The sequence below is a fragment of the Suttonella sp. R2A3 genome (assembly GCF_021513215.1).
GTDB lineage: Bacteria > Pseudomonadota > Gammaproteobacteria > Cardiobacteriales > Cardiobacteriaceae > JAHUUI01.
The window spans coordinates 1666441-1690000 of the sequence record NZ_CP090975.1; the positions used below are offsets into that span (position 1 = coordinate 1666441).

The following is a 23560-nucleotide window of genomic DNA, read 5'->3' on the forward strand; positions in this document are numbered from 1 at the left end:
TTGCCTCGTTAATTAAAATTGCGTTTAACATACCGCAGATCGTGCTTGCCGTCCAATGTTAGCAACATATCAAGCATGCGTTCATGGACTACTGCTTGCACAATATAGCGCTCACCATCTTGAGCGCTATCAAGTATCACACCAGCGCGTTGGGTGCCGCTGCGAATAATATCGCCGGGCGCGATAGAGGCGCCAATATCGGTTTCTGCGCTGATTAAATACTGACGATTTTGTGATTTATAGTGCAGGCGGGCCACGTTTTCTTGGCCCACATAGCAGCCCTTGGTAAAGCTCACCCCATCAGCGGCATCAAGCGCTAAAGCCTGTGGTAAAAATTGATCGCTGGTGGCTGGATAAATTTGCGCGATTCCAGCGCGAATACGCGGTAGGGCGACACTCAAAGCTTCATCCGGCGCTTGATTGGCTAATACCACGCGATAGCCGGCAAAGCCGTCGAGGATAAAGCGATCCGCTTTACGCACTACGCTGCGCTCGTTAGTCTCTTCTTGGTGTGTCTCAGTATAGCTCACACAAGGATAAGGGCTGATGGTGACATCGCTACGCAACACAAACAGGTTTAAACGCTTGGCTAAGGTGTCGATGACATCGGCTGAAGAGCCTAATAACACGCCGTCGTCAATGCGTAATAACCACACCACCGCGAGCACTTTACCCAGTGGTGAGCAGTAAGCGGCAAGCTGCCAATTATCCTGATCTAGGCGTGTCAGGTCGTTGGTTAGCTGACCTTGGAGAAAGCTGTTAACGTCGCTGCCGGTTAAATGCAACCAAGCCATTTCTTGAGTCATGGCAGTATTCATCCTCGTTATTTCAATATTACATGCCATGATACATTTTATCGCCTGCTAAGCTGGCATGAAAGCTGCGATAGGCGTACTATAAGTATAGCTAGGTTAACGATAGGAGTAAGATGATGTCTGAACCTTCAAAAAATGCCGCGCAAGACGCGCCCAAAACAGCCACTGAAGCCGAGGTGGAAAACAGCCAATCAAGCAATAACAAAAAAGAAACTGGCGGGCCGAAAGGGCTTGAACCAACGCGTTACGGCGATTGGGAACGTAACGGGCGTTGTGTGGATTTTTAAGATATTACAAACGTCAATAATTCTCATTTTTAAGTCAAGATTAGCAGGCGATTGCTCCGCCAATCTGGCAGTGGTTCTGCTATAATTTATTAAGAAAAGCTTAAGGTGCTTTATCGATGGTAGGGCGTTGGTACGCCTTATAAGCACCCAAAGTGCCGCAAGGTTGCTGATCTTGCGATGCATCCACTAAAAATAACATTCGAGGCAATTATGGAAAACGATAATCGACCCTTATCTCCGCACCTTCAGGTGTATCGTTGGCAATTCACCATGGCGATGTCTCATTTTGCACCGCGCCACCGGGGTCGCAAGCGCCGTAGGCCTGCTGCTGATTACTTGGTGGCTCGCGATGAGCGCAAGCGGCAAAGATGGCTATGAAACCGCGAGTGCCTTTTTTGGCAATTTCTTTGTGATGATGATTTTGTTTTTCTGGTCGGGGGCGCTGATTTATCATTTCTGTAATGGTATCCGTCATTTGTCCTGGGACGCTGGTAAAGGGCTGGACATTCCCTGTGCGAAAAAAAGCGCACGCATCGTACAAATCGCCACTGTAGTCATCACATTAGCCGTATGGCTGTGCATTTTGCTCTAAGCTATAAGGAAAAATCATTATGAGTATTTTACAATCCTTAAAAAAAGCCAAAGGACTGGGTTCAGGTCATAACGGTACCCATCATTTTATCGTCCAGCGCGCCAGTGCAGTGATTTTGATTCCTTTAGTACTGTATTTTCTCTTTTCACTGATCGTGTTAAGCGACGCAGAAGGCTTTGCAGCGGTTCAGGCTTGGTTTGCTAATCCTCTGAATAGCGGTCTGTCTTTAGCCTTTATTATCACCGGTTTTTATCATGCGGCGCTGGGTCTGCAAGTAGTGATCGAAGACTATATTCACCACGAACAGAGCAAATGGCTGGCGTTGATTGCGGTTAAAGGCGTGTGTTTGATTGGCGCGCTGATTGCCATCGTCTCTATTATCCGCCTCGGACTCGCGCACTAATTAAGGACCTTTTTCATCATGACAAAAAAATACACCATTCATCATCATTCTTACGACGTTGTCGTGGTCGGCGCTGGTGGCGCAGGCTTGCGTGCCACATTCGGTATGGCGCTCGAAGGCTTAAAAACCGCCTGTGTAACCAAAGTCTTCCCAACCCGTTCGCACACTGTTGCTGCGCAAGGCGGGATCGCTGGCGCGCTTGGTAATATGGGCGAAGATAAGTGGCAGTGGCACTTTTATGACACAGTGAAAGGCTCGGACTGGCTGGGCGACCAAGACGCGATTGCCTATATGTGTCGTGAGGCGATTCCGGCAATTATTGAATTAGAACATTATGGCGTACCGTTTTCGCGTAACGCTGAAGGTAAAATTTATCAGCGTCCGTTTGGTGGGATGACCACCCACTTTGGTGAAGGACAAGCTGAGCGAACGTGTGCCGCCGCTGACCGTACTGGACACGCGATCTTGCATACCCTCTATCAACAAGCGCTGCGTAACCACGCAGAGTTCTTCATCGAATATTTCGCTACCGATCTGCTTATGGGTGAAGATGGCTCATGCCGCGGCGTATTAGCGCTCGATTTAGCCAAAGGCGAGCTGCATGTCTTTAACGCACAAATGGTGGTGTTGGCGACAGGTGGCTATGGTCGCGCTTGGTTATCCGCGACTTCAGCGCACACCTGTACCGGCGATGGTAACGGCATGGTACTGCGTGCTGGCCTTGCCCTGCAAGATATGGAATTCACCCAATTCCACCCAACTGGCATCTACGGCTCTGGCTGCTTAATGACCGAAGGGTGTCGTGGTGAAGGTGGCTATTTGACCAACAGCGAAGGCGAGCGTTTTATGGAACGCTACGCACCAAACGCTAAAGATCTCGCCTCACGTGATGTGGTCTCGCGCGCTGAAGCGATCGAGATCCGCGAAGGCCGTGGTGTGGGTAAAAACAAAGACCATATCTACCTGCACTTAGAGCATTTAGGTGCGGATGTGATCAACAAACGTTTGCCGGGGATCGCCGAAACCGCGCGTATTTTCGCAGGCGTTGATGTGACTAAAGAACCAAGCCCGATTTTACCGACCGTCCACTACAACATGGGCGGCATCCCAACCAACTATCATGGTGAGGTAGTGCAGCTTAAAGATGGTGATCCTGATTACGTGGTACCAGGGTTGATGGCGATTGGTGAGGCAGGCTGTGTCTCGGTGCATGGTGCGAACCGCCTTGGCTCGAACTCGCTGCTTGATCTGGTCGTCTTTGGTCGTGCTGCGGCGCACCGCGCACGTGACGTGATTAAACCAAATACAACCCCTGCACCAATCCCAGAGGCAGCGCTTGAAAAAGCACTCGATCGCTTTGCGCGCATTCATGAAGCCAATGGTGATACGGCAACCGCTGAGATTCGCGATGCGATGCAGCGTGATATGCAAAATCATGCCGGGGTATTCCGCACCAGCGACAGCCTAATCGAAGGTGTGAACAAAGTAAATGAGGTATATCAGAGCTTTGATGGCGTGCGTGTGACCGATAAGAGCCTCAACTGGAACACCGATTTAGTTGAAACATTTGAGCTTGCTAACCTGCTTGGTTGTGCGCAAGTCTCCATCGTGGCCGCAGAGAATCGTAAAGAAAGTCGCGGTGGACACGCGCATGAAGATTATCCGGATCGCGATGATGCGAACTGGATGAAACACACGCTGACCTGGCTTGACGACGACGGCACAGTCAAAATCGACTACCGTCCAGTCCATGACTTCACAGGTACTGATGAAGTCGAGTACGTCAAACCGAAGAAACGTGTGTATTAAGGAGGCAATATCATGGCAGAATTCAAACTTCCCGCTAATTCAACCATAAAAAAAGGCAAGCATTATCCTGCACCCAAAGGCGCAACCAATGTTCGCGCGTTTAAGATTTACCGTTGGGATCCGGGCGACGATCAAAACCCACGTACCGATACCTATGAGATTGATATGGATGACTGCGGACCGATGGTGCTTGATGCGCTGATCAAAATCAAAAATGAAATCGATAGCACACTCACCTTCCGTCGTTCTTGTCGTGAAGGGATTTGCGGTTCGTGTGCGATGAATATCGATGGCACAAACACCCTGGCGTGTACCAAATCGATTGATGATGTGAAAAAAGACGTCAATATCTACCCACTGCCGCATATGCACGTGGTTAAGGATTTGGTGCCTGATCTCACCCATTTCTACGCACAGCACGCCTCGATCAAACCTTGGCTGCAAACCGAAACGCCTGCGCCAGAGCGTGAACGCTTACAAAGCGAAGAAGAGCGCGCTAAGCTTGATGGCTTGTACGAATGTATTATGTGCGCGAGCTGTTCAACTTCGTGTCCAAGCTACTGGTGGAATGGCGATAAATACTTAGGTCCAGCGATCTTGCTCCAAGCGCACCGCTGGATCCAAGACAGTCGTGACGAAGCCACCGCTGAGCGCCTGGACTTCCTTGAAGACAGCTTCAAGCTCTATCGTTGTCACACGATTATGAACTGTACCAATACCTGTCCGAAAGGGTTGAACCCGGCGAAAGCAATTGCCGAGATCAAGCAGAAACTTGTTGAGCGACAAGTCTAAGCCACAGGCAAAATAAAAAAGGCGCAGCTTGCTGCGCCTTTTTTATGCTCTAAATAGGCTTCAAGGATTATAGCCAGCGGCAAACGCGCGCCTGGTAGTCTTGATACGCCTTGCCAAATAGGCGCTGCAGCGCGTTTTCTTCCGCGCGAATCTGTAGATGGTTCATCGTCCAGATAAAGCCGGCAACACCGATAAACAGTAGTGGCGCTTGTAGCCAAAACACGAGTGCAACCAATAACAACGCTAGGGCTAAATACATTGGGTTGCGCGAAAAGCGATACACACCAGTTGTCACTAAAGCGGCAGCGCGTGCGCCTTTAAATGGGCTGGTGGTTGTGCGGGCACGCTTGAATGCTAATAAACCACCCACACCAAAGATTATCGCCAACGCCACAATCAACCCCACCATGCCCAAACGTAGATTAAACGGCAGCATAATCTGTGGGGCAATTGGCGCAATCATGCGCATGAGTAAAGCAAAGCTTAGGAAAAGAATTGGTGGTGGAATGGTTTGCGGGGTGAGTTTCATGGCGGTGTATTGTAGCTTTAATCGCTAAATTGTGGATTCTCGCACAGGTCAGAAATCAGACAACTGGTGCAGTGCGGTTTGCGTGCGGTGCAGGTGTAGCGGCCGTGTAAAATCAGCCAATGGTGTGCATCAAGGATAAATTCATCGGGCACTACTTTGAGCAGTTTGTCTTCCACCTGACGTACGTTTTTTCCCGGCGCGAGTCCGGTACGGTTCGACACGCGAAAAATATGCGTATCGACCGCCATCGCCACTTGCCCAAAGGCGGTATTGAGCACCACGTTAGCCGTTTTGCGCCCCACGCCCGGTAAGCGCTCAAGCCCGTCGCGCGTTTGTGGTACTTTTCCTTCATGCTCATCGAGCAACAGACGGCAGGTTTTAATCACATTCGCGGCTTTGCTGTTAAACAGACCAATCGTTTTGATATAGCTTTTTAGGCCGTCTTCGCCTAGGTCATAAATTGCTTGCGGCGTGTTGGCCACAGGAAACAGCTTGGCTGTCGCTTTATTGACCCCAATATCGGTGGCTTGTGCAGACAGCATCACCGCGATCAGCAGCTCGAATTCATTGCTGTAGTTGAGCTCCGTTTTTGGTTCAGGATTTGCAGCGCGCAGACGAGTAAACAGCTCACGGATGGTTTTTTTATTCATCGAGTGATTTGCTCGTGTTCAATCGAAGTGGGTGTCTTGGTATAAGGGTTGGCGAGATGGACTCTGCGTTTACCAGAGTAATGATCAATGGCGTTTTTCGCTGCAATCAGCAGTCCATAGCCGATAAACGCGCCAGCAGGTAGGGCAGCTAAAATGATGCCGCTTTCTAAATTCATCACGCTGATGGTGAGATCAACGCCTTCACCAAATAAACGGTCTGCGCCAGCCAAAATCGTCCCTTGACTGAGGATTTCGCGCATCGCGCCCAATAGCACCAGCACCCACATAAAGCCCACGCCCATAAATGCGCCATCGAGCGCCGCCATCGGTACCGAGTTTTTCACTGCATATGCCTCGGCGCGCGCAATGATTGCGCAATTGGTGACAATCAGCGCTAAGTAAATACCGAGCGCTTGATAGAGCGGATAGGCAAAAGCCTGGATCAAGGTTTCGGCAATCGTTACTGCTGAAGCAATCAGCAACACAAACACTGGAATACGAATCTCGCTACGCACCCAATGCCGCGTTGCCGCCACCAGGGTGTTCGATAAGATCAACACAAACAGCGTTGCAATACCAAGCCCGAGGGCGTTGATCGTGTTATTTGACACCGCAAGTAGCGGACACAGCCCAAGGATTTGCACCAGCGCTGGGTTATTCTTCCATAAGCCGTTGTGCATGAGCGTGCGTTGTTCGTCATTCATGCTCGTTCTCCAAATACCAATCGCTTAATATCGCACCGACCAAATTGGTTACCGCGCGTGGGGTGATCGTGGCACCAGTAAAGGCGTCAAAATCGCCACCATCTTTACGAACACTGAAGCGCGTATCTTTAAGTGAGCGGCCATCAAACGCTAAAATCCACGGTGAAAGACGCGCCTCGATTTTATCGCCGAGCCCTGGCGTTTCCTTGTGCGCCAACGTGCGCACACCAAGCAGGGTTTGGTTATCGGCTTCGATACCGATCAGCAGGGTGATATCGCCGCTGTAGCCTTTTCCTGTGGTCGCCTTAATAAAATGCGCGCCATTATCGAGTGCGTAAACGACAATCGGGTGGTCGTTTAAGGTGCGCAGCTCAGCGTGCTCAAGCAGCTCAGCTTCAATGTTTGCCTCAGGCGCGATCGCGCGGAACTGCGCGAGCAGGGCATTCGTGCGCTGGGTTTCAATTTGCGGCTGGACGAGGAAAAAGATCGCGCTGACCGCGAGTAAACACGCCGCAGAAAACGCGCCGAGGATCAGCGACGGTTTGGTGATGGTGGAGGGGATAAAGCGATTCATCAGTGGGTCCATCAGCGGTAGCGGGGTTGGGTGAGTGGGTCAATCAGCGGCACACAGGCATTAGCGAGCAACACAGCAAACGCCACGCCATCAGGGAAATTACCGAGGTTGCGGATGCAAATGGTCAGCACACCGATCAATAGCGCATAAACCCAGCGCCCTAACGGTGTGGTTGCCGCTGATACAGGGTCGGTGGCGATAAAGCAGGCGCCGAAAATTAGTGCGCCGCTAAAGAGCTGGGTGATCGGGTCGAGATAGCGCTCGCCATCAATCCCCCAAAACATCGCCGCAGTGATAAATCCACCGAGCAAGACGCCAGCGACAATCCGCCAGTCAAGGCAGCGCTGCCAAGCGAGCCATAGGCCACCAGCTAGCCATGCGAGATTTACACTCATGATTGAGGCCTGCCACGGATTGTATGTCCCGATGCTCTCGCCGGCGATACGGTCCATACGCGAGGTATCGAGTAGCGTCGCGCCAGTGCTGGCGTCAACTGATTGCCACAGGCTTGAGAGCGGCAACCAATCGATGCTGTGCTGACTCATCAGTACAGGGAAGCTGACTAACAAAAAGCAGTAGCCGACCATCGCCGGATTAAAGATATTCATCCCTAGGCCGCCGTAGAGTTGCTTGCCAAAGACCAAGGCAAAAAATATCCCGATTGCGATCAGCCACAGCGGCACACTAGGCGGCAGACAGAGCACGAGCAGTAGGGCGCTTAAGACTGCGCTACCGTCGCTTAACTGACCGAATAAACGCGCCTTACGGCGAATGAGTAAGATCACGCCTTCGCTGAGTAGTGCGACACCGGCGGCAAAGGCGAGCAGGCCCAGCCAGCGCGCGCCCTCGAAATAGATGAGTAGCGCAACACCAGGCAACAACCCCGCGCACACGCGCCACATAATGCTGCGCATAGACGGGGCAATGTGGATATATGGGGCGCTGGTCATGATTCCTTCCTTTGTTCTCGCGCTTTACGGCGCGCTTCAGCTTTGGCTTTTGCGGCCGCTAGTTTGTCTTCACGCTCGGTAGCCTCAACGTCGTTCGCGCTCTCTGCTTTATTATCTGTTTTATTTTCAGCCGTCTTTTGCTGTTGACGTACTTTACGGCGCGCTTCAGCTTTTGCTTTCGCGGCCGCTAGTTTATCCTCACGTTCGGTAGCCTCAACGTTGTTCGCGCTCTCTGCTTTATTATCTGTTTTACTCTCAGCGGCTTTTTGCTGCTGACGCGCTTGACGGCGCGCTTCGGCTTTTGCTTTCGCAGCCGCTAGTTTATCCTCACGTTCGGTAGCCTCAACGTTGTTCGCGCTCTCTGCTTTATTATCTGTTTTACTCTCAGCGGCTTTTTGCTGCTGACGCGCTTGACGGCGCGCTTCGGCTTTTGCTTTCGCAGCCGCTAGTTTGTCTTCACGCTCGGCAGCGTCAACGTCGTCTGCGTTATCTGTTTTATTTTCAGCCGTCTTTTGCTGTTGACGTGCTTTACGGCGGGCCTCAGCTTTTGCTTTCGCGGCCGCTAGTTTATCCTCACGTTCGGTAGCATCGGTTTCAGCCGCGCTACCTGCTTCATTATCTGTTTTACTCTCAGCGGCTTTTTGCTGCTGACGTGCTTGACGGCGCGCCTCAGCTAATTTGTCTTCGCGAGGTTTTTCGCCTAAAGTGCCAGAATCCGTTTCATCACTGTTGGCTTTTTTGCGCTCAGCACGTCTAGCTGCGGCGCGTTCTTTAGCCGCTTCAATCGCTGCTTTTTTGCTGTCGCTGGTTTGCTCTTGTGTAGTTGGGTCGAAGCCTTCATTGCTTTGTCTCTTGAATCGGCGCTCGGCAGCGCGTGCTTTTGCCGCTTCGATCGCGCTTTGTTTATCGTCTGCGTTGCTGGCTTGATCATTTTGGTTATTAGCATTTTGTTTGGCGTGTAGGTGGGCACGTCGCTCAGCCATACGCGCTTCACGTTCGGCTTTTTCGCGCTCAAGGCGGGCTTCGCGCGCTTCATGGCGTTTGCGTGCGCGCTCAGCGTGCGCTTGTTCGCGCGAGGCCTGGCGCATATCGGCTTTGCTATGGCGATAGTACTGCACCAACGGAATATTCGACGGACACACGCTGGCGCACACCCCGCATTCGATACAATCAAACAGTCGGTAATGCGCTAATTGATCGTGTTTTTCGTTGCGCGAATACCAATAGAGCTGCTGCGGTAATAACTCCATAGGGCAGGCGTCGCTACAGCGGGCGCAGCGGATGCACGCCTCTTCCACCTCGCTGGGCGTGTGGGGCAAGAGCAGGATGCAGTTAGTGGTTTTTTTAAGCCCGGCGCTGTAGTCGCTGATCGCATAGCCCATCATCGGGCCACCAATCAGCAACCGAGCCTGATCATCGGCGCCGCCAGCTTCGGCGAGCAAGGCGTTAATCGGTGTGCCGATGCGTGCACGCAACACTTGCGGTTTAGCAATCGCTTCACCGGTCACGCTCACATAGCGCTCAATCAACGGCTGACCGAGGATGATCGCATCGTGGATCGCTTTGATGGTGCCGCTGTTATGGCAAATCAGGCCAAAATCGGTGGCATGCTGATCGGGTGGCACACGTACCCCAAGCAGCAACTCGAATAACTGCCGTGAATTCCCTGATGGGTATTTGGTTGGCACGACTTGCACGCTAATACGTGGATCATCGGCAGCAAGGACGGCTTGTTTTAAGGTCTCGATCGCTTCGGGTTTGTCGTCTTCGATACCAAAGAGAATCCGCTCTGCGCCCAAGATATGTGCGGTGATTTGAGCGCCTTTAATGATTTCAGCGCTGCACTCACGAATCTGCATGTCGTCGCAGGTGATATACGGTTCACATTCAGCGGCGTTGATCACCAGTGTGCGCGTGGTGTGTTGGAGTTTGCGTGCGGTAGGAAAGCCTGCGCCACCTAAGCCAGCAATACCGCATTGCTGGATGCGCGCGAGCAGGTCGTCGCGCGAATGCGCGGTGTAATCGCTTAAATCCGCCAGTGGCGGCTGCGCTTCGTCTTTGCCGTCTGATTCAATCACAATACACTGCGCGGACATATTTGAGGCGTGCACATCGGCATGTTGGCCAATCGCTTGTACGGTGCCCGAAGTCGGTGCATGACGTGGCACAGACGCTGGTGAGCTTGGGCGGCTGATAATTTGCCCACGCAACACACGATCACCGACGCTGACCTCAGGAATCTGCATTTTTCCGTCGCGTTGGCGTAACGAGACAAAAAGTATCGGCGCGATTACGGCAGCGCGGCTTGGTTTCTGAGTTGATTGCGTTTTATGCGCCGGTACATGTAGCCCGCCGTGAAATGCTTTAGTACTTGGTTTGAACTGGGCAAACCAATCGCTTAACCGTCTCATCAAGACTTTTCTCCAGGTTTCGGTGGCACCCATTCATCTGCACCGCTCGGACGCGGCACCATAATGATGCAATCGACTGGACACGGATCGACGCACAGCTCGCAGCCGGTGCATTCGTCGCTGATAATGGTGTGCATTTTCTGGTTCGCACCTAAAATTGCATCGACCGGACACGCTTTGATGCAGCGCGTGCAACCAATACACCAATCCTCGATAATGTAGGCGACTTCCGGCGCTTTTTCTTCACCGTGGCTTTCATTAAGTGGTTTGGCTTCCACGCCGAGCAAATCGGCGAGCTTTTCCACGCCTTCCTGGCCACCGGGTGGGCATTGATTGATATCTGCCTCGCCATCGGCGATCGCTTTGGCATACGGTTTACACCCCGGATAGCCGCACTGACCACATTGCGTTTGTGGCAAGATCGCATCAATTTTTTCCACCAACGGATCTTCATCGGTTTTAAAGCGGACAGCAAAAAAGCCGAGCAGGGCGCCGCATAGCGCGATGATCACGATCAGCGCAACAAGACCAATCATGATCCATATCATACCCAGCCTCCAAAGCCCATGAAGGCGATCGCCATAATCCCGGCAGTGATCAGCGCAATCGGTGAGCCTTTGAAGAAGCGCGGTACATCAGCGGCTTCTAAGCGTTCGCGCATGGCGGCGAACAGGGCGAGTACTAAAGAAAAGCCAACCGCAGCGCCAAAGCCATAGACGGCGGATTCGAGCAGGTTATGCTGGGTGGCGCTATTTAAGAGTGCCACGCCAAGCACCGCACAATTGGTGGTGATGAGCGGTAAGTACACGCCGAGCACGCGGTGCAGCAGCGGACTGGTTTTGGCGATAAATAATTCAGTGAGCCCGACTAACACAGCGATTGCGACAATAAAGCTGATGGTGCGTAAGTATTCGATGCCATAGGGCACGAGCAGGTATTTATCGATTAAGTACGCGCTCACTGAGGCGAGCGTAAGCACAAATGCGGTGGCAAAACCCATGCCGAGCGCGGTGTCCATTTTGCGCGATACGCCCATAAACGGACACAGACCAAGAAACTGGCTGAGAACGAAGTTATTTACCAGAACCGTGGCAAAAATGATCCCGAGATAGTGTTCCACAAATACCTGATGCCTTAATGATGTTTAAATGATACAACAACGACAGCGCGTGCAACCGATGAGTGGTGCAGCGCTGGGTGTATCGTATAATCTTTGTGGGGTATTTTAACGCATTTGTACGTGGATTTCAGGGTCAGATTAGATTTGTTTTATGTGACAGCGCATCCATCTGAGCATCGCCATTATTTAGAGCATAAAAAAAGCGAGCCGAAGCTCGCTTTTTTCGTTCTACTCTGAAAGTTCAGATTAGAAATCGTGGCGGATACCAACCAATGCTTTGTAGTTGCCATCTTTTGCGTCAGCGTCAGACTTGAGGTAAGTACCTTCAACCCAAGCGTAAGTACGCTGGCTCAAGTTGTACTGGTAGCCTAATGCGATTTCTAAATCTTTATCGTCATTAGTTTCGTAGCCAATACCTGCACGCAAAGTGTTTTGACCGAAGTAGTACTCACCAGCTAAGTTGTAGTACTCATCAGCGCTTGCTTGGTGTTCAGCACCAAAGCCTACTTTAAACGTGTCGTTTGAGTAACCAATGTTCAGGCCAACAAACTCAGTTGTCGCTTTAGGACTGCTAGCATCACCGTGCTGGAAGTGGTAAGCTGCACCAGCGAACAAGCCGTTGTTGTTGTACAACGCGCCGATTTGGTAAGCATCAACACCTTTGTTGTCAGAGGTTTTGATAACTGAAGCGTCGCCATCAAGGATGATCGCGCCAGCTAAGTTCAAGCCACCCATGCTTGGAGATACATAGCTGATTGCTTTAGGTACACGACCTGTGCCCATGTGGCCTTTGAAGTAAACATCATTGAAAATGTCGTTATAAGTGGTCGCTAATTTCCATACGCTGTCTTGACGACCGATGGTTACCGTACCGAAGTCACCTTTCAAACCGATGTAAGCATAACGACTGTCAGCTAAAGCGCCTGTACCTTCAAATTTGAAGAAAGCTTGTAAACCGTTACCTAAGTCTTCAGTGCCTTTAACACCAATTTTGCTAGTGGTAGTTTGTAGATCCCAAACGTTTTCTTGGAGTTTGTCTACAGCAGTTTTGCCTTCGCCAGTGCTGTCAGCAACAGAGATTGAGTAGCCGAGTGAACCGTATAAAGTTGTAGTATCAGCTTGTACCGCGGCGATTGAGCCTGCAGCAACTGCTAATGCGATCAATGATTTTTTCATGTGAGTCTCCTAGAGAGCTAATGTATATTCAAGGATTGCCTAATCCGAGGTCAATCATACTGTGTTTTTTGTATGGTTGCAACACTTTTGTTGCAGAAAAACGAAAAAAAAGTTTTTTGTAGTTTTTTTGCAACAGATTCATTCTCTGCGGAGTACGTTTTTTTGTCAAGAGCCATGAAAAAACCCCGCAGTGGCGGGGCTTTCGTGGATTTATTTAAATCATGCTTAGCTGTTGCGGTTTCGCTCGGTGTCACGCAAGATGTCGTAAATTTCATCTTTTAATTTCAGTTTGCGGCGCTTTTTTTGTTCAATTTCGTCGTGACGACTGACCGCAACTGGGTCATTTTCCAGGCGATTAACTTCTTCATCAAGCTCGTTGTGTTCGTTAAACAACTTCGCGAAATGGTTGTCGCTTTGCTTGAGTTCGGCAATTAACTCGCGGTATTCATGCAACATAAGGGTTCTCCTTTGTGTGATTAGATAGGTAAAGTATAGCAGAATAAAACGCGCGCTAACATGGCGCGCGCAGCTATATAACCTTACTCCTTGGCAAGCTTTATTGATGCGCCTCGGGTAGCTTGCGGTGATCGTTATTGACCTGTTGGTATTGATGGGCGATTGAGAGCAGGCGCGGTTCGCTAAAGTGCGCGCCGATTAACTGCGCACCCACTGGGAGTCCGTTAATAAAGCCGGCCGGGTGACTGATTGCTGGCAGGCCTGCGAGGTTGACTGATACCGTATATAAGTCGCCTAAGAACATCTGCACCGGATCGTCGGTTTTATCCCCTAGCTTAAATGCCGGGGTTGGTGTGGTCGGGCCGAGGATCACATCGACCTCATTAAACGCGGCGTTGAAATCGTCCAGGATCGCGCGACGTGCGCGGCGCGCTTGTTCGTAGTATGCGTCGTAGTAGCCAGCCGATAGCGCGTGGGTGCCGATCATAATCCGGCGTTTCACTTCATCGCCAAAGCCTTCACCGCGGCTGCGCTGATAGAGATCGAGTAAGTCTTTCGGGGAGTCGCAGCGATAACCATAGCGTACGCCGTCATAACGCGAGAGGTTCGATGAAGCTTCTGCGCTGGCGATTAGATAATAGGTGGCGATCGCGACGTCGTTATACTCTAAGGTGATGTCTTTGAGCGTCGCGCCGAGCGCTTCGTATTGTTTCGCCACTGCGTGAATGCGCTCACTCATTGTTGGGTCAAGGTCGGCGAAATACGCTTTCGGTAGGCCAATCGTCAGTCCTTGTAAGGGGCGATCGAGTTCACCATCAAAAACAGTGTGGGTTTGTCGGCTGGCGGTTGAGTCTTTGGGATCAAAGCCGCTCATTTGGTTTAAGATCAGCGCGAGGTCTTCGGCGCTTGCCGCCAGTGGTCCAGGCTGATCGAGGCTTGAGGCAAAGGCGATCATGCCGTAGCGCGAGAGCGTGCCATAAGTCGGTTTGATGCCGGTCACGCCACAAAAAGCCGCCGGTTGGCGGATCGAGCCGCCGGTATCCGAGCCGGTCGCATACGGCACTAAACGCGCGGCAACCGCGGCTGCCGAACCGCCCGATGAGCCACCGGGAATGTGCTCGTGATTCCAGGGGTTTTTGACCGCGCCAAAATAACTGCGCTCGTTCGATGAGCCCATCGCGAATTCGTCCATCGAGAGTTTGCCGAGCATCACTGCGCCGGCGCGCTCAAGGTGCTCAACAATCGTTGCACTATAAGAAGGTACAAAACTTTCGAGCATTTTTGAGGCGGCAGTGGTTGGGATATTTTTGGTGCAAAAGAGGTCTTTGTGCGCCATCGGGATGCCATCGAGTGGCGAAAGGGCTTTGCCGGTAGCGCGACGCTTATCCGATTCGCGCGCGGCTTGTTTGGCGTGTTCTGCTTCAACGCGGATGAAGCTGTTGAGCGCGCTGTCGTGTTCTTGGATGCGCGCGAGGTAATGTTCGCAAAGCGCTTCGGCGCTGGTTTCGCCTTGTGCTAACAAGCGGCTGAGCTCGGCGACGCTGTGTTGGTGAATACTCATGAGCGCTCCTTATTCAATCACTTTCGGGACGGTGATAAAGCCATCTTCGGCGTATGGCGCGTTTTCGGCGATGCTTGCGTGCATGTCGCGCTTGGTGGCTTCATCGGCGCGCAGGCGTTGCTTTTCGCCTAATGGGTGGGCGAGCGGTGCTTTGGCGCGAATGTCATCGCGGTTAATCGTTTCGCATAGATCAAAGATGTCGCCTAATTCTTGCATCAGGCGGGTTTGTTGCTCTTCGCTCAACGCAAGGCGGGCAAGCGCGGCGGTTTTGGCAATAGTGTCGCGGTCGAGGTTGCTCATAATTCGAAAAAATGCTTCAAAAAAACGTATAGAAAGGTATCATATCCGCATGGTTTATGCACCTGATTTAGGCAGCGCTTGTGCGCGGTCGGGTGTGATTTTGAGGATATCAATATGGCTTTTAAATGGTTGAGTAGTCTGTTTTCCAGCGATTTATCGATCGATCTGGGGACAGCGAATACGTTGGTTTATGTGCGTGATGAGGGCTTGGTGCTTGATGAGCCGTCGGTAGTGGCGATTGCTGAAGATCAGGATGGGCGCAAGAAAATTGTCGCTTACGGCACACAGGCGAAACAAATGCTTGGGCGTACGCCGGGCAATTTGACCACGGTGCGTCCATTGCAAGATGGCGTGATCGCTGATTATAAAATCACTTCGATGATGCTGACGCATTTTATCAAACAGGCGCATGGGCGGCGTGGGCTGTTTAAGCCGAGTCCGCGGATTCTGGTGTGTGTGCCATCAGGAGCTACGCAGGTAGAGAAACGCGCGATTCGAGATGCAGCAGAAGCGGCCGGTGCGCGCGATGTGTTTTTAATCCAAGAGCCGATGGCGGCTGCGATTGGCGCCGGGATTCCGGTGGATGAGGCCTACGGTTCGATGGTGATCGATATTGGTGGTGGGACCTCGGAAGTTGCGGTTATTTCGTTAAACGGGATTGTTTATTCGGCGTCGGTGCGTATTGGTGGCGATAAGTTTGACAGCGCGATTATCGATTATGTGCGGCGTAATTTCGGGATTATTATTGGCTTGCCGACCGCAGAGCGGATTAAAAAAGAGATTGGCTGTGCGTATCCGAGCAGTGAGATTTTAGAGCTTGAGGTGCGCGGCACCAATCAACAAGAAGGCGCACCACGCAGCTTTACGATTAACTCGAATGAAGTACTGGAAGCGCTGCAAGAGCCTTTAGGCGGTATTGTTCGCGCGATTAAACAGGCGCTGGAGCTCACTCCTCCAGAGCTTGCCGCGGATGTCGCTGACCGTGGGATTGTGCTGACTGGTGGCGGCGCGCTGTTGCGCGATTTAGACCGTTTGCTGATGGAAGAAACGCGGCTTAATGTGGTGGTCGCTGAAGATCCGCTAACCTGTGTGGCACGTGGCGGTGGGAAAGTATTGGAGTTGCTCGATCAGCGCGGTGTAGCGTCATTTTTGATGAATTAATGGTGCTGAACGCATCAAGAGGTCGGGGTGTTTTTAGAGCACGGTGAGCGCACACAACCTCGGGATCGTGGGCGCCTGCCATTGATTATGTTTACTGTGCTGGTGGCGTTGATCTTAACGCTTTCCCAGCAGACAACCTTGCTTGGCCCACTGCGTGGGTTGATTTATGAATGGGCGTATGTGCCGAGCCGCGATGTGCTACAAGCACCGTTACGCGCGATAAGCGGCGGCATCAAACAATGGCAGGATAAAGATGCACTGCAGGCCGATATTGAACGACTGCGTGATGAAAACCAGGCGCTGCGCGCACAAACGCTACTCACAGGTCACTTACAAACCGAAAACCGCCGCCTGCGTATGCTGATGGATTCGGTGCTTGATGTGCGGGTGCCGGTATCTGTGGCGGAGTTGCGCGATAGCGATATTAATGGCTTCCACGAAACGATCACCATTAGTAAGGGCGCGCGCGATGGGGTATATCTGCACCAGGCGGTGATTGATCCTTATGGCTTGGTCGGGCAAGTGGTCGAGGTGTACGCGCATGAGGCGAAAGTGATGCTGATTAGCGATGCGCGCAGTCGTTTACCGGTGTATGTGGCGCGCACGCGAGAACGCACGGTCGTCACTGGCTCGAGTGAACGCGGCGGTTTGGCGCTCTCTAATTTACGTATTAATAGCGATCTACAAGAAGGCGATGAACTGATCAGCTCAGGGCTTGGCGGCATTTATCCGCGTGGTTATCCGGTGGCGACAGTCACACGACTTGACCGCGATCAGCGGCGCTCGTTTTTAGAAGCCACCCTCACACCTTCGGCGCAAATCAACGAGCTGCTTGAGGTGTTGTTACTCGATAAAAGCGAAGAAGAGGCGCCGCCAGTATTGCCGATTGGTCCGCCGGCGCCGCGAGAAGAAAACGCAGCGGAAAGCGAACAAACCCCAAGTGTGGGGGATGATCATGCGTAAATACGGTAATTTTGCGTTTGTGGTGATGATGGTGCTTGTTACAGCATTGATGGTAATGCTGAGTTATGGCGTGAGCTGGTTGTTGTTACCGGATCTTTTATTGCTGCTGCTCCTGTCGCTGCAGGTGCAAGGTGTGGTGCGCATTCGCTGGTTGCTGGTGTTGCCGTTTACGTTGTTTGCTGATGTTACTGCTGGTGTGTCGCTAGGCTTTACTGGTGTGTATTACGCGTTGACGTTTTTTGCGCTGCTACCGGTTGGGCGAGTGTGGCTATTGGTCTCACAAATGACGCGGCTGGTGATTGTGCTGTTTGCCTCGTTGGCGTTGGTGTTGCTGAAGTGGTTTTTATTGTATGTGTTGGTTGGTGATGCGGCGGTACCCGGTTGGTGGTGGAGTGTGTTTGCGCAAGCGCTGATTTGGCCGGTCGTGCAATGGCTGGTTTGGCAGCGCGCACCTAAACGCCGCGGATCAGCACATGAGTAAGGCTCAAGCGAGTAAGGCTGAAAACGAGCAATATTTGCGGCAAGGCTTTGCGCGGCGGGTGTTGTTGCTCGGCGGCTTGGCATTTGCCGGGTTATTCGCGCTGTTTGCGCGGATGTTTTATTTACAAGTGTTGCGCCATGATCATTACCGTACCCGTGCGCAGGGTAATCGTGTGCGGGTGAAGCCAATTGTGCCCGAGCGAGGGATGATTTATGACCGCAAGGGCCGCGCGCTAACCGAAAATATTCTGCGCTATCAGTTGGTAGCGAACCCCTCACAAGTCGCGAATGCACAAGCCTTGCTCGATACGTTGGCCGGCACGGTAGCGCTGAGCGCGCAAGAGCGTGCGGATTTTCTCGAGGCATTTGCGCGTAGTCGGCGTTATGAGTATGTGGTGTTAAAACCTTCGCTGGGTGAAGCGGAATACTACCGCCTGTCAACGCTGCTCTATCGTTTTCCCGGGGTAGCGATTGAGTCGACTTATGAGCGCTATTATCCTTACGGCAGTTTGCTCTCACATGTGCTTGGCTATACCAACCGCATCAGCGAGAAAGATTTAGCGGTGATTAACCTGGAAGATTATCACGGGATCAACTCAATTGGTCGCTCAGGACTGGAGAAACAATACGAAGAGCGGCTGCGTGGTAAATCAGGCTCGCAGCAGCTTGAGGCAGATGCGAACGGCAATATGGTGCGGCTGTTGAGCGAGCTGCCGGCGCAGCGTGGGCAGGATGTGTATTTATCGCTTGATGTGACGCTACAAGAGCAGGTGTATGCGGCGATGGGAAATTATCGTGGCGCGTGTGTGGCGCTTGATCCGCGTAATGGGGAGGTGCTGGCGATGGTGTCAAAGCCGTCGTTTGACGCGAATTTATTTGTGCGCGGCATTACCCACCGACAATACCAGCGCCTGCTCGATGATCCGTTTAGTCCGATGTATCACCGCGCGGTGCGTGGGCGTTATGCGCCGGGCTCAGTCATTAAGCCGATGATGGGGCTTGCTGGGTTGCATTATGGGGTGTTTGATGCAAACAGTTCGGTGTTTTGCTCAGGGAACTATCGTATCCCTGATAGCAGCACCAAGCGACGCTTTCATTGTTGGAACCGCAGCGGTCATGGTTCGATGGATTTGCACCACGCGATAGCGCAGTCGTGTGATGTGTATTTTTATTCGCTAGGCTATAAATTGGGTGTAGCACGAATTAGCGAGTACGCTGCGCAGTTTTCATTTGGTGAACAAACCGGGATCGATTTGCCTGATGAAAGCAGCGGTATTTTACCGACGCCAGAATGGAAAAAAGCGCAGCATGACACGTCCTGGTATATCGGTGACACGATCAATATCAGTATTGGTCAAGGTTTTCTTACCACGACACCGTTGCAACTTGCACAAATGACTGCGCTGATCGCCAACGATGGGGTGTTTTATCAGCCGCATTTATTGCGTCAGGTTTATGATCCAGAAAAAGAAGCTTTTTTAACCAATCAAGCCGGTAAGCAAGGCACAAAAGTACCGCTGTATGATGAGGCCGCTTGGCAACGGGTAAAAAAAGCGATGGAAGCGGTGATGCACAGCCGCTACGGCACTGCGCGCAACGTCGGGGCGAAGCGGAAGTATCGCATGGCGGGTAAATCAGGGACGGTACAAGTGATCTCTTTTCAGGATAATCGCCGCTTGAGCGCCGATGAGCTGGCTGATGAGCATCAAGATAACGCGATGTTTGTCGCTTATGCGCCAGCAGACGCGCCAAGGATTGCAGTGAGTATGGTGGTTGAGCGTGGTGGTGGTGGCAGCTCAACCGCTGCGCCGATGGTGGCCGAGATTATCGATCATTACCTCAGCGAGGCAGATAATGCTTGATTATTCGGTCAACACACCGGTTGCGCCGCCGCGGCGATGGTGGCAGGTCGATCCGTGGATCAGCGTGCTGGTGGTCGCGTTGCTGCTGCTGAGTTTGTTGATGCTCTATAGTATCGGTGGCGGTATGGCGCTGGTACAAGCGCAAGGTTTGCGTATCTTGATGGGCGCGCTGGTGGTATTTGTGATTTTAGTGATGCCGGTGAAGTGGCTCATTCATCTATCGCCTGTAGCCTACGTTGGGTTTCTGGCGCTGTTGGTGTTGGTGCTTTTTGTTGGTGCAAGTGCAGGCGGTGCGCAGCGCTGGATTAACCTTGGGCCGATACGCTTGCAACCTTCGGAGTTTGGTAAGGTGGTGATGGTGATGATCATTGCTTGGTGGTTTTCGTTTAAGCCGCGCCATCCTAATCTGCTCGATGTGTTGCTGTCTTTGGCGCTAATTGCGCTGCCGGTGTTGCTGATTCGCGAAGAGCCTGATTTGGGTACAGCTATTTTGGTGGCGCTATCGGGGTTGGTGACCTTGTTTCTCGCTGGGCTTTCTTGGTGGGTTATCGCCGCTGGTGGTGTGGCGGCGGCTTTTGGTGTGCCGCTATTTTGGGCGTTTGGCATTGCGGATTATCAAAAAGAACGGGTACTGACGCTATTTAACCCGGAAGTGGATCCGTGGGGTGCGGGCTATCATATTATTCAATCAAAAATTGCCATTGGCTCCGGTGGGGTGAGCGGTAAAGGATTTATGCAGGGTACCCAATCGCAGTTGGAATTCCTGCCTGAATCGGATACCGATTTTATTTTTGCGGTGTTGGCTGAAGAATGGGGGCTATTTGGGGTCGCCGTGTTGCTTATCCTTTACACTGCGCTGATTTTGCGTGGCCTATGGCTATCCACACAGCTCAGTCATCGCTACGCGCGTATGGTGTGCGGGGCGATCTTTTTTATTTTATTCGTGAATGTCTTTATCAATATTGGTATGGTAAGCGGTTTTTTACCGGTGGTCGGTTTGCCGCTACTGTTTATCAGCTTTGGTGGCAGCGCGATGTTGACGTTTCTGGCAGGTATGGGTTTGGCGCTCGCGCTAGGACGCAGCTATATGCGCCAAGTAGAAGGAGGGCGATTATGAGACAGATTTTAGGGTGGTGTGCATTAGTTTTAGCGATGGTGGCCACTGGCGAAGAAGCAGAAACGGTGAACGAGAACAGCTACGCGTTTCGCGATGAAGCGTTAGCGCGCGCGAACGCTTTAGCAGAAAATGAGGGTTTTGATGAGGCGTATTTACAGTCGCTGTTGCTTGCGGTTGAGCCGGATGAGTCAGTGCTTGAGAAAATTAGCCGCCCGGCGGAAAAAACCAAAACCTGGGCCGAATACCGGCCGATTTTTTTAGACCAGGCGCGTATTGATAATGGCGTGGCGTTTTGGGATGAGTACGCTGAGGTGCTCTCTCGCGCTGAAGAAACCTTTGGCGTGGATCCAGCTATTGTTGTCGCGATTATTGGGGTGGAAACGCGCTATGGCAAAGTGACCGGCAATACGCCAGCATTCGCGGCGCTATCGACGTTGTGCTTTGATTATCCGAAGCGGGCGGCGTTTTTCTGCGAACAGTGGGATGAATTTTTGCGTTTAGCGCGTCGTGAGAATTGGAATCCGCTACAAATCCAAGGCTCTTATGCCGGCGCGATGGGTATGGGGCAGTTTATGCCAACCAGCTACACCAACGATGCGCTCGACTATGATGGCGATGGCAAAGTGGATTTATGGAACAGCGCCGATGATGCGATCGGTAGTGTGGCAAATTATCTCGCGAACCGCGACTGGGAGTCGGGCGGTAAGTACGTTGAGCGGCTTGAAGAAGCACCAACGGCAGAGCATTTTGGGCAAAGCCATAAACCGTATTTCGATCGAAACAGCTTGTTCGAGAAAAAGCAAGAAGATGAACAAATTGTCATGGAACAGAAAGGCGCTGAAACACCCGTTATGGTGGGCAGCCTTGTCTTAGAAGGGCTCGAGGGAGAAGAGTGGTGGCTCACTTATCATAATTTCTTCGTGATAACTCGCTATAATACCTCACCTTTGTACGCGATGGCGGTGATTGATCTGGCCGCCGAGTTGCGTGAACAACGTGAGGATCAAACGAGTGATGATGAGTAAAACCCAACTATTAGCGCTGGGCAGCGTGTTTTGTATGCTTGCTGCTTCTGCTGAAAACCTGAGTGCGCCAAGCCTTTTTAACGTCTATGACCAAGCCGCGATTGCTGCGAAAGTGGTTGAGAGCGTCGAAGAAGAACGCGCAAATGTGACCGTTGCTGCGGTTAAAGTGAAAACCCCGAGCGCTGTGAGCTCGAACCGTACAGTGGCGCGCGCCGTATCTTACACGGTACGCGGCAAACGCTACACCACCTTGTCAAGCAGCGAAGGCTTTAGTCAGGAAGGCAGCGCCTCTTGGTATGGTGGTAAATTCCACGGCCGCAAAACCGCCAGTGGTGAGATTTTTGATATGTATGCCATGACGGCCGCGCACAAGCGTCTGCCATTGGGCACGAAAATTGAAGTGACCAATAAAGCGACCGGTAAATCGATTGTTGTGACGGTTAATGACCGTGGTCCATTCCATGGTGACCGTATTTTGGATTTATCTAAAGGTGCAGCGCAAAAACTTGGCGTGATCAATCAAGGGACGGCAAACGTCTCGATTCGTGCTTTATAATTAAGCACCGTTTTAGCGAATAACACTGCCTAATCAACCGGACTTTTGTCCGGTTTTTTCTTGCCATAAGCGCTGGATATGCGCAGCGCAACGCTCAGCAACTGTCCGGGTGTTTTGCTCGCTACTGTGATCTTTGATCTGGGTCATGGTGATGTTATTAAGCCCACAAGGGTTGATCCCTGAAAAAGGTGTGAGATCCATTGCGACATTGATCGCGAGGCCATGATAAGTACAGCCTTTGCGGATTTTTAAACCCAGTGAGGCGATTTTCTGCTCACCCACATACACGCCGGGCGCATCAGCGCGCGCAACACTCTCAATCTGATAATCGGCGAGCAGCGCAATTACGCTATGCTCGATTAAGCTAACCAGCGGTCGCACGCCAAGTTCGGCGCGCTTAAGATCAAGCAGTAAATAAATTACTGCTTGCCCAGGACCATGATAGGTCACTTGGCCGCCGCGGTCGATCTGAATGACCTCGATATCAGCCGGGTTTAAGATATGCTCGGCTTTACCGGCAAGCCCTTGGGTATAAACCGGTGGGTGTTCAACCAGCCACAGTTGATCGGCGCTCGTTGTATCGCGCGCTTCGGTGTAGTCGCGCATTGCCTGCCATACTTCGCGATAAGGACGCAGACCTAAGTGAACAACCTCGATCATAGCGCCATAAGCACGAGTGGGCTGGCGGTGAGGTGTTGATATACGGCATCAATCGAGGCTTGGTCGTCAAAGGTGGCGACAATCGTGCATGATAAGTATTTTTCGTTGCTGCTCAACTGCTCATCGATGCGTAAAAGACGGTCTTTGTCGATTAGGGTGTTGCTGGTTTTAAGTACCAATGCGCGGAAATCTGCGGTATTTTTTCCCATCACTTTAATCGGAAATTCGCAGGGAAATTCAATTAAAGAAGGGGTTTGTTCGGTATCGTCTGTCATAGCGTTTTATGCGGTAAATGAAGCGCGCATTGTATCAGTCTCTAACGTGTGTTTGCCGATAATCGCACCTTGGTGCGATTAAGCGGTATGTTGATCAAGCAGGATGCCGAGTCCGGTTGAGCGTTGGCTCGGGTGGGCAAGGCAGTAGTGAATCGCTGTTTTGTCCATATAGAGACTGAGCGACGTTTTCGCACGCGTTACCCCAGTGTAGAACCATTCGCGGCTGAGTATGTTTTCGTCTTGGGCGCGCCCGAGCAAGGCGACATAGTCAAACTCAGAGCCTTGTGACTTATGCACGCTCATCGCGTAGGCGTCGGTGACGGTTGCCGGGT

General features: G+C 51.8%; 28 protein-coding genes (1 of these 28 cut by a window edge). 12 read left to right on the plus strand and 16 right to left on the minus strand.

What is annotated here, in order from left to right:
- Positions 1–8: 8 nt before the first annotated feature.
- Positions 9–818: a folate-binding protein YgfZ gene (locus tag L0B52_RS08010; protein ID WP_235064206.1), complete on the minus strand. Its 810-nt coding sequence runs from the start codon at positions 816–818 to the stop codon at positions 9–11.
- Positions 819–931: 113 nt separating this feature from the next.
- Here L0B52_RS08010 and L0B52_RS08015 point away from each other — a divergent pair, with 113 nt between their 5' ends.
- The 5 genes from L0B52_RS08015 to L0B52_RS08035 all read left to right on the plus strand — a co-directional run bounded on the left by L0B52_RS08015 (position 932) and on the right by L0B52_RS08035 (position 4698).
- Positions 932–1102 (plus strand): DUF1674 domain-containing protein, encoded by a 171-nt coding sequence (locus L0B52_RS08015; RefSeq protein WP_409202338.1) that lies wholly within the window; start codon positions 932–934, stop codon positions 1100–1102.
- A gap of 286 nt (positions 1103–1388) precedes the next feature.
- The gene (gene sdhC, locus L0B52_RS08020) at positions 1389–1694 is read left to right on the plus strand and encodes a succinate dehydrogenase, cytochrome b556 subunit (protein ID WP_235064208.1); all 306 of its coding nucleotides are present in this window, start codon (positions 1389–1391) and stop codon (positions 1692–1694) included.
- A gap of 19 nt (positions 1695–1713) precedes the next feature.
- Positions 1714–2097, plus strand: coding sequence for a succinate dehydrogenase, hydrophobic membrane anchor protein (sdhD, locus tag L0B52_RS08025; protein WP_235064209.1), 384 nt, complete (start codon positions 1714–1716; stop codon positions 2095–2097).
- Between the two features lie 18 nt (positions 2098–2115).
- On the plus strand, positions 2116–3906 hold the full coding sequence (gene sdhA, locus L0B52_RS08030) for a succinate dehydrogenase flavoprotein subunit (protein WP_235064210.1): 1791 nt from the start codon (positions 2116–2118) through the stop codon (positions 3904–3906).
- A gap of 12 nt (positions 3907–3918) precedes the next feature.
- Entirely contained in the window at positions 3919–4698 is a 780-nt protein-coding gene (locus tag L0B52_RS08035) for a succinate dehydrogenase iron-sulfur subunit (protein WP_235064211.1), read from the plus strand.
- Between the two features lie 67 nt (positions 4699–4765).
- Here L0B52_RS08035 and L0B52_RS08040 read toward each other — a convergent pair whose 3' ends face one another.
- The 12 genes from L0B52_RS08040 to gatC all read right to left on the minus strand — a co-directional run bounded on the left by L0B52_RS08040 (position 4766) and on the right by gatC (position 15129).
- Complete coding sequence (locus L0B52_RS08040) at positions 4766–5227, minus strand: isoprenylcysteine carboxylmethyltransferase family protein (protein ID WP_235064212.1); 462 nt, start codon at positions 5225–5227, stop codon at positions 4766–4768.
- Between the two features lie 17 nt (positions 5228–5244).
- Positions 5245–5877 carry an endonuclease III gene (gene nth / locus L0B52_RS08045; RefSeq protein WP_235064213.1) on the minus strand — a complete coding sequence of 211 codons (633 nt, stop codon included), beginning with the start codon at positions 5875–5877 and terminating at the stop codon, positions 5245–5247.
- Positions 5874–6581, minus strand: a complete 708-nt coding sequence (locus tag L0B52_RS08050; RefSeq protein ID WP_235064214.1) for an electron transport complex subunit E — start codon at positions 6579–6581, stop codon at positions 5874–5876. The genes nth and L0B52_RS08050 overlap by 4 nt, the downstream gene beginning before the upstream one ends.
- A complete protein-coding gene (locus L0B52_RS08055) occupies positions 6574–7155 on the minus strand; it encodes an RnfABCDGE type electron transport complex subunit G (protein WP_235064215.1) in 582 nt (193 codons plus the stop codon). The genes L0B52_RS08050 and L0B52_RS08055 overlap by 8 nt, the downstream gene beginning before the upstream one ends.
- An 11-nt stretch (positions 7156–7166) precedes the next feature.
- Complete coding sequence (locus L0B52_RS08060) at positions 7167–8105, minus strand: RnfABCDGE type electron transport complex subunit D (RefSeq protein WP_235064216.1); 939 nt, start codon at positions 8103–8105, stop codon at positions 7167–7169.
- Positions 8102–10516: an electron transport complex subunit RsxC gene (rsxC, locus tag L0B52_RS08065; protein ID WP_235065484.1), complete on the minus strand. Its 2415-nt coding sequence runs from the start codon at positions 10514–10516 to the stop codon at positions 8102–8104. Before rsxC ends, L0B52_RS08060 begins: the two co-directional genes overlap by 4 nt.
- Positions 10516–11064: an electron transport complex subunit RsxB gene (rsxB, locus tag L0B52_RS08070; protein WP_235064217.1), complete on the minus strand. Its 549-nt coding sequence runs from the start codon at positions 11062–11064 to the stop codon at positions 10516–10518. Before rsxB ends, rsxC begins: the two co-directional genes overlap by 1 nt.
- Entirely contained in the window at positions 11061–11636 is a 576-nt protein-coding gene (gene rsxA / locus L0B52_RS08075) for an electron transport complex subunit RsxA (RefSeq protein ID WP_235064218.1), read from the minus strand. Before rsxA ends, rsxB begins: the two co-directional genes overlap by 4 nt.
- Positions 11637–11882: 246 nt before the next feature.
- Entirely contained in the window at positions 11883–12812 is a 930-nt protein-coding gene (locus L0B52_RS08080; protein ID WP_235064219.1) for a porin, read from the minus strand.
- Positions 12813–13037: 225 nt separating this feature from the next.
- A complete protein-coding gene (locus L0B52_RS08085; protein WP_235064220.1) occupies positions 13038–13268 on the minus strand; it encodes a YdcH family protein in 231 nt (76 codons plus the stop codon).
- A gap of 100 nt (positions 13269–13368) precedes the next feature.
- The gene (gatA, locus tag L0B52_RS08090) at positions 13369–14823 is read right to left on the minus strand and encodes an Asp-tRNA(Asn)/Glu-tRNA(Gln) amidotransferase subunit GatA (RefSeq protein ID WP_409202339.1); all 1455 of its coding nucleotides are present in this window, start codon (positions 14821–14823) and stop codon (positions 13369–13371) included.
- Positions 14824–14838: 15 nt separating this feature from the next.
- Positions 14839–15129, minus strand: a complete 291-nt coding sequence (gene gatC / locus L0B52_RS08095) for an Asp-tRNA(Asn)/Glu-tRNA(Gln) amidotransferase subunit GatC (RefSeq protein WP_235064222.1) — start codon at positions 15127–15129, stop codon at positions 14839–14841.
- Positions 15130–15243: 114 nt separating this feature from the next.
- Between gatC and L0B52_RS08100 the strand changes: the two genes are divergently transcribed.
- The 7 genes from L0B52_RS08100 to L0B52_RS08130 are packed head-to-tail and all read left to right on the plus strand — an operon-like array spanning position 15244 to position 22293.
- Positions 15244–16290 carry a rod shape-determining protein gene (locus L0B52_RS08100; RefSeq protein WP_235064223.1) on the plus strand — a complete coding sequence of 349 codons (1047 nt, stop codon included), beginning with the start codon at positions 15244–15246 and terminating at the stop codon, positions 16288–16290.
- Positions 16291–16317: 27 nt separating this feature from the next.
- On the plus strand, positions 16318–17253 hold the full coding sequence (gene mreC / locus L0B52_RS08105) for a rod shape-determining protein MreC (RefSeq protein WP_235064224.1): 936 nt from the start codon (positions 16318–16320) through the stop codon (positions 17251–17253).
- A complete protein-coding gene (locus L0B52_RS08110) occupies positions 17246–17734 on the plus strand; it encodes a hypothetical protein (protein ID WP_235064225.1) in 489 nt (162 codons plus the stop codon). The genes mreC and L0B52_RS08110 overlap by 8 nt, the downstream gene beginning before the upstream one ends.
- Complete coding sequence (gene mrdA / locus L0B52_RS08115; protein ID WP_235064226.1) at positions 17727–19595, plus strand: penicillin-binding protein 2; 1869 nt, start codon at positions 17727–17729, stop codon at positions 19593–19595. The genes L0B52_RS08110 and mrdA overlap by 8 nt, the downstream gene beginning before the upstream one ends.
- Positions 19588–20712, plus strand: a complete 1125-nt coding sequence (rodA, locus tag L0B52_RS08120; protein ID WP_235064227.1) for a rod shape-determining protein RodA — start codon at positions 19588–19590, stop codon at positions 20710–20712. The genes mrdA and rodA overlap by 8 nt, the downstream gene beginning before the upstream one ends.
- Entirely contained in the window at positions 20709–21737 is a 1029-nt protein-coding gene (gene mltB / locus L0B52_RS08125) for a lytic murein transglycosylase B (protein WP_235064228.1), read from the plus strand. The genes rodA and mltB overlap by 4 nt, the downstream gene beginning before the upstream one ends.
- Positions 21727–22293, plus strand: coding sequence for a septal ring lytic transglycosylase RlpA family protein (locus tag L0B52_RS08130; protein WP_235064229.1), 567 nt, complete (start codon positions 21727–21729; stop codon positions 22291–22293). The genes mltB and L0B52_RS08130 overlap by 11 nt, the downstream gene beginning before the upstream one ends.
- A 33-nt stretch (positions 22294–22326) precedes the next feature.
- On the opposite strand, the gene lipB is transcribed toward L0B52_RS08130, so the two are convergent.
- The 3 genes from lipB to recD all read right to left on the minus strand — a co-directional run.
- Entirely contained in the window at positions 22327–22953 is a 627-nt protein-coding gene (lipB, locus tag L0B52_RS08135) for a lipoyl(octanoyl) transferase LipB (RefSeq protein ID WP_235064230.1), read from the minus strand.
- On the minus strand, positions 22950–23228 hold the full coding sequence (locus L0B52_RS08140; RefSeq protein ID WP_235064231.1) for a YbeD family protein: 279 nt from the start codon (positions 23226–23228) through the stop codon (positions 22950–22952). Before L0B52_RS08140 ends, lipB begins: the two co-directional genes overlap by 4 nt.
- 78 nt (positions 23229–23306) lie before the next feature.
- Positions 23307–23560, minus strand: partial view of an exodeoxyribonuclease V subunit alpha gene (gene recD / locus L0B52_RS08145; protein WP_235064232.1) — the end only. 1324 nt of this gene lie beyond the right edge of the window; only the last 254 of its 1578 coding nucleotides appear in the window; the start codon falls outside the window, past its right edge; the stop codon is at positions 23307–23309.